The organism is Aureitalea sp. L0-47, assembly GCF_026126405.1.
Classification (GTDB): Bacteria; Bacteroidota; Bacteroidia; order Flavobacteriales; family Flavobacteriaceae; genus Pukyongia.
Genome location: NZ_JAFMTQ010000018.1, coordinates 24,991 through 40,042, shown reverse-complemented (window position 1 = coordinate 40,042; position 15,052 = coordinate 24,991). Strand labels below are relative to the sequence as shown.

17 protein-coding genes are annotated in these 15,052 nt (G+C 42.8%); 12 read left to right on the top strand and 5 right to left on the bottom strand.

Annotation, left to right across the window (positions count from 1 at the left end; translation table 11 throughout):
- The first annotated feature begins 44 nt into the window (after window positions 1-44).
- On the top strand, window positions 45-587 hold the full coding sequence (locus J1N09_RS14090) for a DUF2911 domain-containing protein (protein WP_265200887.1): 543 nt from the start codon (window positions 45-47) through the stop codon (window positions 585-587).
- 96 nt (window positions 588-683) lie between these two features.
- Here the strand turns inward: J1N09_RS14090 and J1N09_RS14085 are convergent, their stop codons facing one another.
- The gene (locus tag J1N09_RS14085) at window positions 684-1,157 is read right to left on the bottom strand and encodes a RidA family protein (RefSeq protein ID WP_265200886.1); all 474 of its coding nucleotides are present in this window, start codon (window positions 1,155-1,157) and stop codon (window positions 684-686) included.
- Between the two features lie 80 nt (window positions 1,158-1,237).
- Here J1N09_RS14085 and J1N09_RS14080 point away from each other — a divergent pair, with 80 nt between their 5' ends.
- From J1N09_RS14080 to J1N09_RS14060, 5 genes are all read left to right on the top strand, one after another.
- Entirely contained in the window at window positions 1,238-2,770 is a 1,533-nt protein-coding gene (locus tag J1N09_RS14080; protein WP_265200885.1) for a DUF853 domain-containing protein, read from the top strand.
- Window positions 2,771-2,806: 36 nt separating this feature from the next.
- Window positions 2,807-3,388: a hypothetical protein gene (locus J1N09_RS14075; protein ID WP_265200884.1), complete on the top strand. Its 582-nt coding sequence runs from the start codon at window positions 2,807-2,809 to the stop codon at window positions 3,386-3,388.
- 87 nt (window positions 3,389-3,475) lie between these two features.
- Window positions 3,476-4,417, top strand: a complete 942-nt coding sequence (locus J1N09_RS14070; protein WP_265200883.1) for a YybH family protein — start codon at window positions 3,476-3,478, stop codon at window positions 4,415-4,417.
- Window positions 4,418-4,476: 59 nt separating this feature from the next.
- Window positions 4,477-6,096: a class I SAM-dependent methyltransferase gene (locus J1N09_RS14065; RefSeq protein ID WP_265200882.1), complete on the top strand. Its 1,620-nt coding sequence runs from the start codon at window positions 4,477-4,479 to the stop codon at window positions 6,094-6,096.
- 1 nt (window position 6,097) lies between these two features.
- Window positions 6,098-6,523, top strand: coding sequence for a VOC family protein (locus J1N09_RS14060; protein ID WP_265200881.1), 426 nt, complete (start codon window positions 6,098-6,100; stop codon window positions 6,521-6,523).
- A gap of 10 nt (window positions 6,524-6,533) precedes the next feature.
- On the opposite strand, the gene J1N09_RS14055 is transcribed toward J1N09_RS14060, so the two are convergent.
- A complete protein-coding gene (locus J1N09_RS14055) occupies window positions 6,534-6,803 on the bottom strand; it encodes a hypothetical protein (RefSeq protein ID WP_265200880.1) in 270 nt (89 codons plus the stop codon).
- Window positions 6,804-6,953: 150 nt separating this feature from the next.
- Between J1N09_RS14055 and J1N09_RS14050 the strand changes: the two genes are divergently transcribed.
- Window positions 6,954-8,030 (top strand): AI-2E family transporter, encoded by a 1,077-nt coding sequence (locus J1N09_RS14050; RefSeq protein ID WP_265200879.1) that lies wholly within the window; start codon window positions 6,954-6,956, stop codon window positions 8,028-8,030.
- Here J1N09_RS14050 and J1N09_RS14045 read toward each other — a convergent pair.
- Window positions 8,027-8,905: a bifunctional 5,10-methylenetetrahydrofolate dehydrogenase/5,10-methenyltetrahydrofolate cyclohydrolase gene (locus J1N09_RS14045; protein WP_265200878.1), complete on the bottom strand. Its 879-nt coding sequence runs from the start codon at window positions 8,903-8,905 to the stop codon at window positions 8,027-8,029. The genes J1N09_RS14050 and J1N09_RS14045 overlap by 4 nt on opposite strands.
- A 17-nt stretch (window positions 8,906-8,922) precedes the next feature.
- Window positions 8,923-10,251, bottom strand: a complete 1,329-nt coding sequence (ffh, locus tag J1N09_RS14040; protein WP_265200877.1) for a signal recognition particle protein — start codon at window positions 10,249-10,251, stop codon at window positions 8,923-8,925.
- Window positions 10,252-10,533: 282 nt separating this feature from the next.
- Here ffh and J1N09_RS14035 point away from each other — a divergent pair, with 282 nt between their 5' ends.
- The 3 genes from J1N09_RS14035 to J1N09_RS14025 all read left to right on the top strand — a co-directional run bounded on the left by J1N09_RS14035 (window position 10,534) and on the right by J1N09_RS14025 (window position 12,604).
- Window positions 10,534-11,298, top strand: a complete 765-nt coding sequence (locus tag J1N09_RS14035; protein WP_265200876.1) for a hypothetical protein — start codon at window positions 10,534-10,536, stop codon at window positions 11,296-11,298.
- A 25-nt stretch (window positions 11,299-11,323) separates the two neighbouring features.
- Window positions 11,324-11,872, top strand: a complete 549-nt coding sequence (locus J1N09_RS14030; protein ID WP_265200875.1) for a nuclear transport factor 2 family protein — start codon at window positions 11,324-11,326, stop codon at window positions 11,870-11,872.
- Window positions 11,873-11,983: 111 nt separating this feature from the next.
- Window positions 11,984-12,604 (top strand): tetratricopeptide repeat protein, encoded by a 621-nt coding sequence (locus J1N09_RS14025; protein WP_265200874.1) that lies wholly within the window; start codon window positions 11,984-11,986, stop codon window positions 12,602-12,604.
- A 17-nt stretch (window positions 12,605-12,621) separates the two neighbouring features.
- Here J1N09_RS14025 and J1N09_RS14020 read toward each other — a convergent pair whose 3' ends face one another.
- Window positions 12,622-13,497, bottom strand: a complete 876-nt coding sequence (locus tag J1N09_RS14020) for a DUF4349 domain-containing protein (protein WP_265200873.1) — start codon at window positions 13,495-13,497, stop codon at window positions 12,622-12,624.
- Window positions 13,498-13,627: 130 nt separating this feature from the next.
- On the opposite strand from J1N09_RS14020, the gene J1N09_RS14015 reads away from it, so the two are divergent.
- Together J1N09_RS14015 and J1N09_RS14010 are read left to right on the top strand one after the other, a co-directional pair.
- The gene (locus tag J1N09_RS14015) at window positions 13,628-14,521 is read left to right on the top strand and encodes a hypothetical protein (RefSeq protein ID WP_265200872.1); all 894 of its coding nucleotides are present in this window, start codon (window positions 13,628-13,630) and stop codon (window positions 14,519-14,521) included.
- On the top strand, window positions 14,518-15,042 hold the full coding sequence (locus J1N09_RS14010; RefSeq protein WP_265200871.1) for a hypothetical protein: 525 nt from the start codon (window positions 14,518-14,520) through the stop codon (window positions 15,040-15,042). The genes J1N09_RS14015 and J1N09_RS14010 overlap by 4 nt, the downstream gene beginning before the upstream one ends.
- Window positions 15,043-15,052: the final 10 nt, after the last annotated feature.

Genomic DNA, 15,052 nt, shown 5'->3' with positions numbered 1-15,052 from the left:
GATTCTTAAAAAACGTAACTTTCCATTTCTTAAAAAACAGATTTATGAAACAAAAATTCTTACTTTTTTTAGCACTTGCACTAAGCGTTGCAATTTCAGATTCGTTATACGCCCAAAAATTCTCAGATCTTGATAAAAGTCCGATGGACGTAGCATCCTTTCCGTCAAGTTACCGGGTTTCAGAAAAGGCGATAAAAATAGCTTACAGCCGACCCCAATTAAAGGGTCGTACGGTAGAATCCCTAGCGCAACCGGACAAGGTATGGCGAACCGGTGCCAACGAGGCGGCCGAGCTTACTTTGTACACCGACATGAAACTAGGCAACACGACGGTGAAGGCCGGTACGTATTCTTTCTTTACCATTCCGGGTGAAACCGAATGGACAGCTATCATCAACAGCGATGTGAATGTTTGGGGATCCTATTCCTACAATGAGGCGAATGATGTCGCCAGGATTACAGTACCCACAGGAACGGCTAAAGAAAGCCTTGAGGCATTTTCTATCGCTTTTGACGAAAGTGATAATGGTGTAGATATGCACCTTGGATGGGGTAATACTCGTGTAAAAGTTCCGTTTACTAAGTAATAACAGAACACAAATTTAAATTTAAAGCATCCTCCTCACTCTGGTTGGGAGGATGTTTTCTTTTGTTTTGAAATCATCAACGTCCAAAGTTATTAGCTAATCAGGTCTAAAAGCAACTACTTCAATCTCAATTTTAGCATTTCTGGCAATGGATTCCGCTGCAAAGGTGGTTCTGGCTGGTTTGTTGGGAAAATAGTGTATATAGATGGAATTAAAAGCTGAGAAATCACCAATACTATCAAGGATCACTGTAGCCTTCACAACATCGTTCATCTCCATATTGTGATATGCCAGTACATCCTTGATATTCTCGAGGGTTTGCCGGGTTTCTGCTTCGATTCCGCCCTCAACCAATTTTCCTGTTGAATGATCGAGCCCTATCTGGCCTGTGAGGTAAAATGTACTACCTGCCTGAACCGCATCACTGAATGGCTTGTCGGCTCTCGAAGGCTCGTGCGAAGGGTGAAATACAAGATCGTTACTTATCAAGTGTTCCTCTGAAGAAGAATTGCAAGCAAACAGAAGCATAACAGATAGAAGAAACAAGATTTGACGAGTATATAGTATCATAAATACGTTATTTTCAATTTAAAATACGTAATATTTCACAAGCTTCTTCACAATTCCTATTTTTATCGAAAATTAGAAATATGGCAGATACGCAGGTATTCTTCGATCATATCAATGAAGGCTATAAAACCAAGGGTGACTTCATAACACTTGGAGCAGCCATGCTGGATGGCGAAGCTGTTACAAACGCGCTGGTTAAGATTCCTCTCAAGACTATGAACCGTCATGGGCTTATCGCTGGTGCCACCGGTACCGGTAAGACGAAAACTCTACAGATCCTAGCGGAAAACCTTTCCGAGAAAGGTGTGCCTGTGCTACTTATGGATATGAAAGGTGACCTGAGTGGAATAGCGCAACCCAGTCCGGGACATCCAAAGATCGACGAACGTCACGAAAAGATCGGAATTCCTTTCGAACCAAAGAAATTTCCCGTTGAGATCCTATCATTGTCCGAACAGGACGGCGTTAGACTAAGAGCAACTGTAAGTGAATTCGGACCGGTATTGATCTCGAGGATACTAGGGGTTTCTGAAACCCAGGCGGGAATCATTTCCATACTTTTCAAATATTGCGACGACAATAAACTTCCGTTGCTCGATCTTAAGGATTTCAAGAAGATCCTTCAGTATTCAACCGAAGAGGGAAAAGCGGAGATAGCGAAAGAATACGGACGGATTTCACCTGCTTCCTCCGGAGCTATCCTTCGGAAGATCGTTGAATTGGAGCAGCAGGGCGGAGACCTTTTCTTTGGAGAAAAGTCCTTTGACACTGACGACCTGTTACGGGTAGACGAGAACGGTATGGGATATATCAACATTGTTCGGCTTACCGATATACAGGACCGGCCAAAGTTGTTCTCAACCTTTATGCTTTGTTTGCTTGCTGAAGTCTACAGTACCTTTCCGGAACAAGGAGATAGTGGCCGACCTGAACTAGTGATCTTTATAGACGAAGCTCACCTTATATTCAAAGAGGCAAGCGACGCATTACTGGACCAAATAGAAAGTATCGTAAAACTGATTCGCTCAAAAGGTGTAGGTCTTTACTTTGTAACTCAAAATCCAACCGATGTACCGGATGCGGTTTTGAGTCAGTTAGGATTGAAAGTCCAGCACGCGCTTCGTGCCTTCACAGCCAAGGATCGGAAGGCAATAAAACTCACTGCTGAGAATTACCCCATTTCAGAATATTACAAGACAGACGAAGTACTTACCTCTTTGGGTATTGGCGAAGCGTTGGTTTCGGCACTGAATGAAAAAGGTATACCTACCCCACTTGCCGCTACCTTGCTACGTGCACCAATGAGCCGAATGGATGTGTTGGAAGACGACGAACTAACAGACCTTTTGGGTGAGTCTAAACTTATTTCTAAGTACAATAAAGAACTCGACAGGGAAAGTGCCTATGAGTTGCTGAATGAAAAGATTGAAACAGCCAACCAGGAAGAAGCCAAGGAAAAGGCCAGAAAGGAAAAGGAAGCGGCCAGCAGATCTTCTTCGGGGCGCAGCCGAAGTAGACGAAGACGCACCTCCAGAAGTCCGCTGGAAAAGGTGCTTACCAGTCCAACTGTTATACGAAGCGTACTCGGAATCCTCACAAAAATTTTAAAATAAGACAATACCACAACCTAAATTCAAGTTTATAAATAGATGAAAAAATTACTATTACTATCCACGATTTGCCTATTGCTACTTACCCAATGCGGTAAAGACAGCGATCCCTTCCTGATTTCAAAGGACAGTATTGGCCCGATAAATAAAACAACCCAGATGCGTCAACTGGATTCTATTTTCGCAAATGATTCTATCGTCTCTCTTACCGAGCTTGAGGAAGCCCCTGAAACGAGAGGAGAAGTAGAGATCTACGAAAAAGGCGGAAAGAAGCTAATGTTGCTCTCTCCGGAAAACGAAGATGATCCCAATTCCCGTATCACCAATATCCAAATCTTTGACGAGCGTTACATAACCGACAAAGGCCTTGGACTTGGAAGTACTTTTGCGGACGTAAAACTCAATTACGAAATTGTCGCCATAGAGAATGCGATCAACTCTATTGTTGTATTTCTGAAAGACAGTGATGTCTTTATCACTATAGACAAAAAACAACTTCCTGAGAACCTTCGTTACAATTTCTCAGCCAAAGTAGAAGCTACACAAATCCCTGAAACAGCTACCTTCAAATACTTTATGGTAGGTTGGGACGGTGAAGTGGAAGAAACTTTAGAAGAATAAGTAGCTTACAAATTTATCTTAAGCCTCTGTTAAGAGGCTTTTTTTATGGGTTGTTTCTAAGTACATTTCAAAATAAAACAATCAACCATGAAAAATTTAATCCTCATTTTACTGGTTCCCCTGACTTGTTTTTCTCAGGTACCGGATTCATACGAAGTATCTGTTAATTACCCTTACGGAAGGCTTAATCCCGAGGCACCACAGGAAGTGGCTGATTTCGCACCTCTAATTGGCACATGTGACTGCGTCTCCACCAGCAGGAATCCGGATGGGAGCTGGGCAGAATCACAGCATTTAACCTGGAAATGGAAATACATAATGAATGGTACTGCCGTTCAGGACGAGACCTGGCTGGAAGACGGAACCCAGGCGGGCAGCATACGGCAGTTTATCGCCGATAGCAGCAAATGGTACGTGCATTATTATTCCAATAGGGGCCCTACCACAGTTTTACCAGCCTGGGAAGGTGGAAAAAGAGGGGACAGTATTGTTCTGTATAAAGAACAGCAAGCACCAAATGGTATGGATGGGTTCTATAGGATCACATTCAGTAATATGACGGAAACAGGTTTCAAATGGCTGGGAGAATGGGTGGACACTGCTGAAAATATTCAATATCCAACATGGACTATTGATTGTAAAAAACGACTTGCATTTTCAGAAGAAGATAGGATAAGGGAAAACATCAAGGCATTCTCCGCAGCCTATATGAATGGCGATGCGGCACAAATTGCGAGTTTTTACACCTCCGATGGGAAACTATTTCCTGGTGGCAGGGATATCGTTGAAGGTAGCGACGGTATACTGAGTTACTGGAACTTTCCGGAAGGCTCAAAGAACATGTATCACAAGATAACACCACTGGAAATTCGAATATTCAGGAACTACGCCTATGACTACGGTTATTACGAAGGAAGCATTACAAATAAAAAGGGTAAGAAAACCGATTTCGAAGGGAAATATCTTATTGTCTGGCGAAAGGAAAACGGAGCCTGGAAAATTCTTCTCGATATTTGGAACCGAAACTAATACGGTAAAATCAAAACGGTTAAAAAGGGCTATATTTACGTAGAACACAACCGTAAACCATGCTGTCTTCCAAGGAAAAATCTGCGTATCGTGCCGAACTATTTCGACATCTGGACGGTATCGCCATCGCACCCGTTATTTATGCTCTGAAAAAACAGGGAGTTCTTGACTTCCTTATGAAAAAGAATCAGGTCACTCTATCTGAACTAAATGAATCCTTCGATGGCAATGAGGGTTATCTCAATATCGGTTTGAGAATGATCGCATCCCAGGGCTGGTTGGAGTATGAAGTAGATGCAAAAAGTAATAGTGTTGATCTAAGTACTAACAAACGAAGTCCGATTGCTTTCCAAAGAGCCAAACAATACAGGGAGGTGGTGGATTTTATGAAGATCTCCACGGAATTTCATCCTCGCCATTTTGAACGAGAACAATTTACAGCACTCAATCGAATTCTGAACAAATACAAATCCGGCGAATACGATCCTACTTCCGAAGAAACCGCAGCACGGGAAGTGGAATATCAAATTCAAAAACACATTGAAGGGGTATTGGTAGGGCCTATTACCGTGATGCTGGGAATGGACGGGATGTTTCACAAATATTTCATGGAAGCTTCGTTCAGCGCAGATGAATTTCATGAGGATCCGGTTAGTTTCAGTAAAATTCTGGACTTCTTTACTCACCTCGAATGGTTTTCAAAAAACAATGAGCATTACCGATTTACCAACAAAGGATTATTCTTCGCCCGGAGGTCCACTGCCTATGGTGTTACAGTCTCATACATCCCAACCTTCCGGCGAGTAGATGAGCTTATGTTCGGAAATGCATTGATCTTTAAAAGTTCTTCTTCCAGTGTGAGTGAAATACATGTAGACCGGGAAATGAATGTCTGGGGAAGTGGTGGTGCACATTCTGCCTATTTTAAAAAGATCGATGATATAATCATTTCACTTTTTAACAAACCCATAGAAGAACAGCCGAAAGGCATACTGGACATGGGATGTGGTAATGGCGCCTTCTTGATTCACCTCTTTGAGGTCATCGAACAACGAACCCACCGCGGAACGTTGCTTGAAGAATATCCATTATTTTTGGTAGGTGTGGATTACAACAGGGCGGCATTAAAAGTGACCCGAGCCAACCTGGTAAAAGCCGATATCTGGGCCAAGGTGATCTGGGGAGATATAGGTAACCCCGAACAACTGGAAAAGGACATTCAGGAGAGTTACGATATTGAATTGAACGACCTGCTGAATGTTCGTACGTTCCTGGACCACAATCGGCCGTGGAGTGACCCGGAAAATACAGAAGCAAAAGCAATTAGCACCTCGACAGGGGCTTTCTCAGATTCGGGTAAGCGGCTTCACAATGCTGCGGTTGAGCAAAATCTTCGGGAGCATTTTGAGAACTGGAAACGTTTTATTGGTAAGTTCGGTTTGTTGCTGATCGAACTGCATACGATAGATTCGAGTATTGCTGCTCAGAATATTGGAAAGACAGCGGCCACTGCATACGATGCAACACATGGATTCAGCGATCAGTATATTTTGGAATTGGACGTTTTTAGCCGGATATTAGCGGATGTTGGATTGCGTTCGGATCCGGCACATTTTTCAAAATTCCCGAACAATGAATTGGCAACAGTAAGCATACATTATTTAACCGTGAACAACTGAAATGAAAAATAATATTCGACCTTTTCACCTTGCAATTCCTGTTAATGAGATACCCAAGAACCGCGCTTTTTACAGGGACATTTTGGGATGTAGCGAAGGTAGAAGCAGTGACCATTGGGTGGATTTCGATTTCTTCGGACATCAACTGGTGATCCACCTTAAGGAACAAGAGAAAGAAGACGCACATACCAATCCCGTGGATGGAAAAGATGTACCCGTTCCACATTTTGGTGTGGTGCTAACAATGGAAGATTTTAAGCAGCTATCGGAATCACTTAGAGAGCAGAATATTAAATTCATTATCGACCCATACATTCGCTTTGAAGGCGAAGTTGGAGAACAGGCCACCATGTTCTTTAAAGATCCCAGCGGGAATGCCCTGGAATTTAAAGCCTTTAAGAATTTAGATCACTTATTCGCGAAGTAAGCGATTATCGCTAATTACATTCCGGATCGTTAGGAAATAATGCGCAATAGCACTCCGGATCGGTCTCCAATGTACATTGAGTATCACAGGCTCCTTCACTATCTCCATGTGCAAGGTGTGCCGGCAAAGCATTAATACTAATAGTGATAGAATGAGCGTTGTCCGGATTCCCTGGTGGGATATGGCATATAGTTACCTTAGGCCCCTCATCTTTGTTGAATGCGGCTAGTGAAACAAGTCCAATCGCCAATACTGCGATAATTAAAACTACTCTTTTCATAATATCGATCATTTAATTTGGTCGTGTTAATGTAGCAATTTCTAATCCATTTCAGTAATAAAATAGATAAACAGTCCGGAAACTCGATAAACATGATTTTCGAGGATTAATAGCTTAAAAATGTATCTTTACGCTTAATTATATTTTCATATGCACAAGCCTATTCCGCAGCATATCATACAGCAGATCTTCGTACTGCTTCTGATCATACTCATAGGGGGACTGATCTTCAGGGAACTCATGCCCTATTTCTCGGGAGTTCTTGGAGCCATCACAATTTATGTTCTGATGCGTGGCTGGATGCTTCGTTTGGTGCGTAAGGGATGGAATTCAAACCTGGCTGCAAGCTTGCTCATTTTCGCTTCCATTGTTGGTATCGTATTACCCGTGTCCGGAGTTATCGTGATGCTAGGTAACAAGATCGGGAATGCCGTACAGAATTCAGAAAAAGTAATAACAGCTTTAAAGGGTGAGCTGGTTGATTTAGAGACAAAATACAATTTCAACCTCGCCTCAGAGATTGACGTAGGTGCGATTTCGAACTGGCTTTCCAGCAATTTACAGAGTGTGGCGGGAAGTACTTTTGATATAGTGATCGCACTCGGACTAATGTACTTTATATTGTTCTATATGTTCACGAACCGTAGACTGGTACATAATTCTGTAGGCGACTATCTCCCCATCAGCAAATCCAATTTAAAGGTGATTGGCAGAGAGATCCAGGCAATGGTTCGTTCTAACGCCCTGGGAATTCCTCTGGTGGCCCTGGCCCAGGGAATCATTGCGCTCATCGGTTTCTTTATCTTCGGAATTCAGGATCCTTTCTTCTGGTTTGTGATAGTTACCATCGGTTCCATGATCCCTTTCGTGGGGACCCTCATCGGGATATTACCTGTGTTCATTTTAGAACTATCCACCGGAAATAACTTTGCGGCCTGGGGAATATTACTCTACGGCCTTATCGTGGTTGGTTCTACCGATAATATCATTCGGTTGTATGTTCTGAAGCGATTGGATAACGTACATCCACTCATCACTTTGATCGGTGTGATCGTGGGAGTGCCGCTCTTCGGATTCATTGGGCTGATCTTCGGACCGCTACTGATTAGTCTATTTCTCGTGATCGTGAATATTTACCGAAAGGAATATCTTTCGAACAATAACAATTCCGAAGAGATTTCAGAAGCAATAGCAACTACAAAAGAAGACGAAAAAAAGGAGTCCTAAGCTCTTCTATTCTCTCTGGCCAGTAAAGTATTCTTGAGTAGCATGGCAATAGTCATCGGCCCTACTCCACCCGGAACCGGGGTGATAAAAGAAGCTTTTTTACTTACACTTTCAAAGTCGACATCCCCGGTAATGGCATAGCCTCTTGGTTTACTTTCGTCCGGAACTCTTGTGATCCCCACATCGATAATTACCACACCATCCTTCACCATATCGGCTTTCAGAAAGTTTGGTACACCTAAGGCAGAGATAATGATATCAGCATCTTTGGTGAATTTCTCAATATCCTTTGTGCGGCTATGGGTAAGGGTAACTGTGCAGTTTCCGCGTTTCGCTTTCTGGCTCATAAGGATACTCATTGGTCGGCCTACAATATGACTCCTGCCTATTACCACCGCATGTTTTCCGCTGGTTTCAACATCGAAGCGCTCCAGCAATTCCATGATACCGAAAGGGGTTGCCGGGATAAAAGTGGGCATATCCAGTGCCATATTCCCGAAATTCGTTGGGTGGAATCCATCCACATCTTTCTTTGGGTCAACGGCCAGAAGTACTTTTTGAGAATCGATTTGCTTCGGCAGAGGTAACTGCACGATATATCCATCGATATCGTCGTTGTTATTGAGTTCGTGTACTTTGTCCAGTAATTCCTCTTCGGTGGTACTATCGGGAAGATGTACCAGCGTAGATTCGAAGCCAATGCGTTCGCAAGCACGTACCTTACTGCCAACATAGGTTAAACTTGCACCATCATCCCCAACAAGGACAGCCGCCAGGTGTGGCACCTTTTCTCCATTGGCTTTCATTTGATCAACGGTTTCCTTGATCTCGTCCTTAATGTCGTTGCTTATTTTTCTTCCGTCGAGGATGGTCATGGTTGCTTGTTTTTGGGTTATCGCATTTTATTCATCATCTGCATCATCTTGCGGCCTCCGCCACCTTGCATCATCTTCATCATCTTGGCCATTTGGTTGAATTGTTTCAGCAGTTGGTTAACTTCCTGGACCGAAGTACCGCTTCCTTTGGCGATACGCTTTTTGCGGCTTCCATTTATCAGTGCAGGAGTCGATCGTTCATCCGGGGTCATAGAGTTGATGATCGCCTCAATTCCCTTAAAGGCATCATCGTCTATATCAACATCTTTCAGTGCTTTTCCCGCTCCGGGTATCATTCCTACCAGGTCTTTCATGCTACCCATCTTCTTCACCTGCTGGATCTGCTTCATGAAGTCGTCGAAACCAAACTGGTTTTTAGCGATCTTCTTCTGAAGTTTCCTGGCCTCTTCCTCGTCGTATTGCTCCTGGGCGCGTTCCACAAGGGAAACCACATCTCCCATTCCCAGGATTCGGTCGGCCATACGGGCAGGGTGAAACACATCGATGGCATCCATCTTTTCACCGGTACCGATGAATTTAATAGGTTTATCTACAACGCTCTTGATCGAGATCGCCGCACCACCCCGGGTATCACCATCTAATTTAGTAAGGACAACACCTTCAAAATTCAGTCTGTCGTTAAATGCTTTTGCGGTATTTACCGCATCCTGACCTGTCATCGAATCCACCACGAACAGTGTCTCGTTCGGTTTGATAGCAGCGTGAATATTGGCGATCTCCGTCATCATTTCCTCGTCCACCGCTAATCGACCCGCGGTATCGACAATAACCACGTTAAACCCGTTCTGTTTTGCATGAGCGATAGCGCTGGTTGCAATTGCCACAGGGTCCATATTTCCTTCTTCGGAATAGACCTCAACACCAACCTGATCTCCAACTACATGTAGCTGGTTGATCGCGGCAGGACGGTATACATCACAAGCCACCAAAAGTGGTTTGCGAGTTTTTTTTGTTTTAAGGAAGTTGGCCAGTTTACCGGAGAAGGTAGTTTTACCACTACCCTGAAGTCCGGACATAAGGATCACGCTAGGCGAACCGCTTAGGTCTAGCCCGGCGGTATCACCTCCCATTAACTCGGTGAGTTCGTCTTTTACGATCTTCACCATGAGCTGACCCGGCTGAAGGGTGGTCAGTACATTCTGACCCAGGGCCTTTTCCTTCACCCTATTGGTAAACTCTTTGGCCGTTTTAAAGTTAACATCTGCATCCAGTAATGCTCTGCGCACCTCTTTCAGGGTTTCGGCCACGTTAACTTCGGTAATACTACCGTGTCCTTTCAGAACGTGTAAGGCTTTATCGAGTTTGTCGGTTAAATTATCGAACATGGAATTCCTTCAGTTTTAAGAGAGGCAAAGATACAAATTGAAGTGCTTGTGGCAAAGTGGCCCGGCCGATAAAACCTTTCTGAAAACGCAGATCAACATATAAATTTTATTCTGCAAGAAAATTCATTCAACTTTTCCAAATATAATTGTTGTAACTTTAACTAATTGTTTATCAATTATTTATTTCTCCTCTCCCCTTTGTCTACACTTATTGCTTGCTGGTAATTGACTTGGGTTCATTTTGAAACCAAACAGATTTGTTATTAACCAAACCAATATAAAATGAAAACTAGGAACATTTTCAACATTTCAATCGCCCTTATCTTATTACTGTCTGTGACGGGATTCGCGCAAGACAAGAATTATCAATCATTTGCTATTCATGAAGATTATGTAAAACCTTCCATGATAGGTGAATATGAAGCCATCTGCAAAGAAATGGTAGGCCACAGTAAAAAGCACGGTGTGACAAAGACCTCATGGATGACTCTGTCCACTTCGGAATTTGTTTATACGTATATAACTCCATTAAATAAAATGGCAGACCTTGATGACAATATATTCTCGGAACTGGCAGAAGGAATGGGTGAAGAAGCATTTGGTGACATGTTCAATAGGATGGACAAGTATTACACCGACCACAGGGATTATATAATTACCATGGACAAGGAACTATCTTATCAACCTACAGGTATTAACCAGATGCCTCAAGGAAAAATGTACAGAAACAATGTGAAGTACTATGTTTCTCCTGAAAATTACGCTAAGGCCAACGAGATAGCCAAGAAATACAAGAAGCTATTTGCCCAGAAAGGATCAAAAATGCATTACAGGGTATACCGCAGTGGATTTGGAGCAGACGGTACTTTCTTCCTTGTAGCTGTTGCTGCCGAAAATCCTGCGGCGTTTGAGCAATTGCAATCTGAAAACGATCAATTATTGGGCGAAGAAGGAGCTGCATTGCAGAAGGAACTTCTATCCATAATTGATAAAATGGAAACAATGCAGGGGTGGATGCGTCCGGACCTAAGCTATTCAGCTAACTAAAAAATTATAACCAAATAATCTCAAAATGAAAAAACTAGCATTAATAATTGTCCTGGCATGTACTTTTATTGCCTGCGAAGAATGTCCTGAGCGCTATACTCAAAGTTCCGCTGAAATTGACACTTTCAAAGAAGTGATCGCGGCTTATGAAGCGGCCGACTGGGAAAATTACACGGCAAAATTTGCAGATACCGCCAAGGTATATCACAACACAGATGATAAATCGATGACCCCGGCAGAAACGGTTGAAGCACATAAAACGACCACGTCCGGATTATCCTCCTATGGATTCGTATCTGATAAAGGGGATGTGGAGATGGTAACTACAGACAAAGGTGAGACCTGGGTGAATTACTGGGGGCTTTGGAAAGGGACAATCGCTTCCACGGGCACAGAAATGATGATTCCTGTGCATGTTACCGCGCAGTTTGTGGATGGTAAAGTTGTTGAGGAATACGGCTATTGGGATACGGCTGCTTTGGTAGCGGCACTGACTGCGGCTGCGTCTGAGGACGCTTCTGAAGAAGGCATGGAACAAGCAGCCGAAGAAGGCGCGGAAGAATCTGAACAGTAAGATTCCTCTAAATTATGTTGAAGCCACGGTTCTCCCGTGGCTTTTTTTATTTCTGAAATTTGAACTCGGTAACTTTTTGGGCAATTTTTCAACATATATTAAATCCTTCTTATGTCCGTCACAGGTTCTTTTCCCGGTATGATGTCGGTTATTCGCAATAACGCCAGGTTGTTGCGCAAGAAGAAACTGTTCAAAAAATCCCGGTCTATGTTTGACAACAAACCCCTTGATTTTGGAGGAAAAGGAGCTATTCCGAATGAAGGAGTCGATCCAATAGTGCTCCGCAGGATACGCGAAAGGACCATACGCGAAAGAGGTCGAAGGCGTTTAAAATTTGCCGCCTTTCTAATAGTTGCATTACCAGTGATCTTTTATTTGGGGTACAAGACGTTCCATAATTTTAGTTTCGGACTTCCGGCACTAACTGTAAAAGAGAATTCCGCTCGGGATCTTAGTAAAGAATTTATTTTTTATATCAATGATGGTGATGCCTGGTTGAAGAAATGGCATTACCACAATGCGCTATTTCAGTATAACAAAGCGCTTGAATTGTATCCAGGGGATTACGATGCCAGGTATCGCATTGCCATTGCTTACAGCTATCAATGCCAATATGAGTTCACGGGCTGCGAGAAAGGTAAAACCTTAGTGGAAGAGTTGAAAAGGGAATTCCCCAACCGATCGGAACTTCTCGAAGTTGAAAAAGTCTTCACGCATTGGGGAACCCCGTAACCAACCCAGTTTCGGTTCTATTTCTTAAGCCAACGTCTTATGAGGAATGCCAGGATCAATCCGAAGAGAATCAAGGGCCAGATGTGGATAAAGAATAATACTATCGCTTCAATCATATTCCATCCAAATGACAATCCTTCCTTGGTCTTATCACCAAAGGTTTTCTTATAACTTGTAGGCTCTTCAGTATACTCAACTGTCTCGTAAAGATCGATCTGGATCGTGCTGTAGGCAACCCTGTTTGTTAGGTATTTCAACCTACCTTGTGCCGATTCGATCTCCTCCTGGAGTACGCGTAACTTCTCCTCGGTGTCGAGAATATCCTTAACGGTCTTCGCATTTTTTCTAAGGATCTCCTCATAACGTTTCTTTACCTCCAGTTTTGTAGCCAGGCGGCCTTGCAGGTCGACATATTCTTCGGTAACATCCTTGGTAGTGATATTTTCATATTCCACGAATTCAACCACTTTTCCTATTGAATCCATCATCATATCAAAATGCTGCTGGGGTACTTTGATGGTTAATCGATTCTCTTTCTGATAGAGGTTATTCTCGTACCGCAGGTCGCTGATATAAGCATCGTATTTCAAGCTAATGGCCCTGATTTGTCCGGTAGCCACCTTTACATCCTTTACCTTATACCTGGCCGATGCTGTTTTAATGATCTTAAGATTGGTGGGCGTTTTAGTAAGAGTTGCATCAGGTTTGAAACTCATTATAGGGGTTTCCTCTGCACCCATAGTTTCTACCGCTTCGAAGCTTTCGTCAACGTCTACTTCAGACATTTTGAGCTCTTCGCTATAGTTGGCACCTTCATGACAGGAAAATAAAAGGGTAAACACAAGGAGTAACCAACTTGCTTTCGATATGATCTTTGAATTAATTGTTCTCATAATTTTATACTTTTAGGTTTTACAGCAACAAACCTAGGCCCGCTTTAACCGAAACGGTTGCAAATGACTTGTAAACCCCTTGTAAATTGTTTTACAATTTTTAACTATTTGATTTTCAATTACTAAAAGCTTGGATTCAGCACAAAAAAAACTTTTCGAATTACTCAGGGAGGCTGTTTCCAGGACCTATTTGGAGACGCATAGTGCCCCTGAGGATATTGGAAATTGGAAAGGAGAGGAGATAACCGGGTTCCAGGAAGACCTTTTTGAAAAGACAAAGGGTCGTGTTAGTGAAAAATGGTTCTACACCTATTTTAAGAACGATGCAGATAAGCTACCGCGAATCGATATGCTTAACTTGCTGAGCGGATATGCCGGGTATAAAAACTGGAATGATTTTAAGCAAGCGAATAGCGAGGTTAAGTCGGGAACGAATCGAACAGGGTTAAAACTTTGGTACTCTCTTGCCATTATCCCCTTAGCATTTATCGTCTATAGCCTCATCGATTTCGATCACACCTACGAGTTCTGTATGGTAGACGAGGATTACGGGGAGCCTATTTCAGAAATAGCCCTTAGCATTAAGGTCCTGGTGGAGGGTGAGTCGCCAATTTATATGAAAACCGACAGTACTGGGTGTTTTCAGTATACAACTTCTGAAAAGACGATTCGATTCGTAATACAGTCTCCTTATCACAAAACAGACACCATCGTTCGGCATATTGAATCGAACAAGAATGCAATAGTACCTGTGGCAACCGATGATTACGCTGTTATCCTGAAGTATTATAGTTCTGGGAATACCAATGAACTTCAGAAAAGGAGAAAACAACTGGCAAATCTTATATCCGATGAGGCCCAGATATTCCAGGTCTATCCAAACTCTTCGGGCATTGAGATGTATTCCAAAGAAGAATTCATCAACAAGCTAACCATTCCCACAAGTAGTTTGAAAAATATTAGGATTCTGGACAAACGCTATGCCGATGGAAAGATCGTGAAACTCAAATTCAGTACACAATGAGAAAGGAATTGATAATCATACTGAGTTTATTTTGGTTAATGGCCTGCAACAGCGGGATGGAGACGGATGCCATGAAATCTACCGAAGCCATGGAGGCCGAAGAAACTGTGTCTGCCGCAGAGATGGATATCGATGAAGCAATGCCAGTAGTTTCTGAACTTAATTATCAGGGTATTGTTTCTGAAAAATTACAGGAATACGCAGAGCTTCAGGAATTGATCAATACACATCCGGAATTCGAAACAGATCTTCGCGAGCAGCTTCTTTCATTGTCTCAGGAGAGTATACTGGATATTGGCAATTCCGAGATAGTGCAGATTTCAGAGATACAGGTATTGGAGTCTACAGAAGGTATCTCAGATTCCCTGGAATCCAGGATAAAATTCAGTTTTAAGTTAACTACTGATACGCAAACCCGAAGCGACAGCCTCCTGGCAAAGATTCAGAAAAAAACTGTGGTGATCGACGGGGAAACCCTCGTTTCTACCAAGGTGACTTTCGAAAGTTTACAGGACTACTAGCAGTGTTATC

Coding starts and splice junctions, on each gene's coding strand:
- J1N09_RS14045 (WP_265200878.1), bottom strand. CDS start 8,905: ATGACCATCCTCGACGGAAGAAAAATAAGCAACGACATTAAGGACGAG.
- J1N09_RS14080 (WP_265200885.1), top strand. CDS start 1,238: ATGGCAGATACGCAGGTATTCTTCGATCATATCAATGAAGGCTATAAA.
- J1N09_RS14055 (WP_265200880.1), bottom strand. CDS start 6,803: ATGAAAAGAGTAGTTTTAATTATCGCAGTATTGGCGATTGGACTTGTT.
- J1N09_RS14070 (WP_265200883.1), top strand. CDS start 3,476: ATGAAAAATTTAATCCTCATTTTACTGGTTCCCCTGACTTGTTTTTCT.
- J1N09_RS14060 (WP_265200881.1), top strand. CDS start 6,098: ATGAAAAATAATATTCGACCTTTTCACCTTGCAATTCCTGTTAATGAG.
- J1N09_RS14075 (WP_265200884.1), top strand. CDS start 2,807: ATGAAAAAATTACTATTACTATCCACGATTTGCCTATTGCTACTTACC.
- J1N09_RS14050 (WP_265200879.1), top strand. CDS start 6,954: ATGCACAAGCCTATTCCGCAGCATATCATACAGCAGATCTTCGTACTG.
- J1N09_RS14020 (WP_265200873.1), bottom strand. CDS start 13,497: ATGAGAACAATTAATTCAAAGATCATATCGAAAGCAAGTTGGTTACTC.
- J1N09_RS14085 (WP_265200886.1), bottom strand. CDS start 1,157: ATGATACTATATACTCGTCAAATCTTGTTTCTTCTATCTGTTATGCTT.
- J1N09_RS14035 (WP_265200876.1), top strand. CDS start 10,534: ATGAAAACTAGGAACATTTTCAACATTTCAATCGCCCTTATCTTATTA.
- J1N09_RS14030 (WP_265200875.1), top strand. CDS start 11,324: ATGAAAAAACTAGCATTAATAATTGTCCTGGCATGTACTTTTATTGCC.
- J1N09_RS14025 (WP_265200874.1), top strand. CDS start 11,984: ATGTCCGTCACAGGTTCTTTTCCCGGTATGATGTCGGTTATTCGCAAT.
- ffh (WP_265200877.1), bottom strand. CDS start 10,251: ATGTTCGATAATTTAACCGACAAACTCGATAAAGCCTTACACGTTCTG.
- J1N09_RS14090 (WP_265200887.1), top strand. CDS start 45: ATGAAACAAAAATTCTTACTTTTTTTAGCACTTGCACTAAGCGTTGCA.
- J1N09_RS14065 (WP_265200882.1), top strand. CDS start 4,477: ATGCTGTCTTCCAAGGAAAAATCTGCGTATCGTGCCGAACTATTTCGA.
- J1N09_RS14010 (WP_265200871.1), top strand. CDS start 14,518: ATGAGAAAGGAATTGATAATCATACTGAGTTTATTTTGGTTAATGGCC.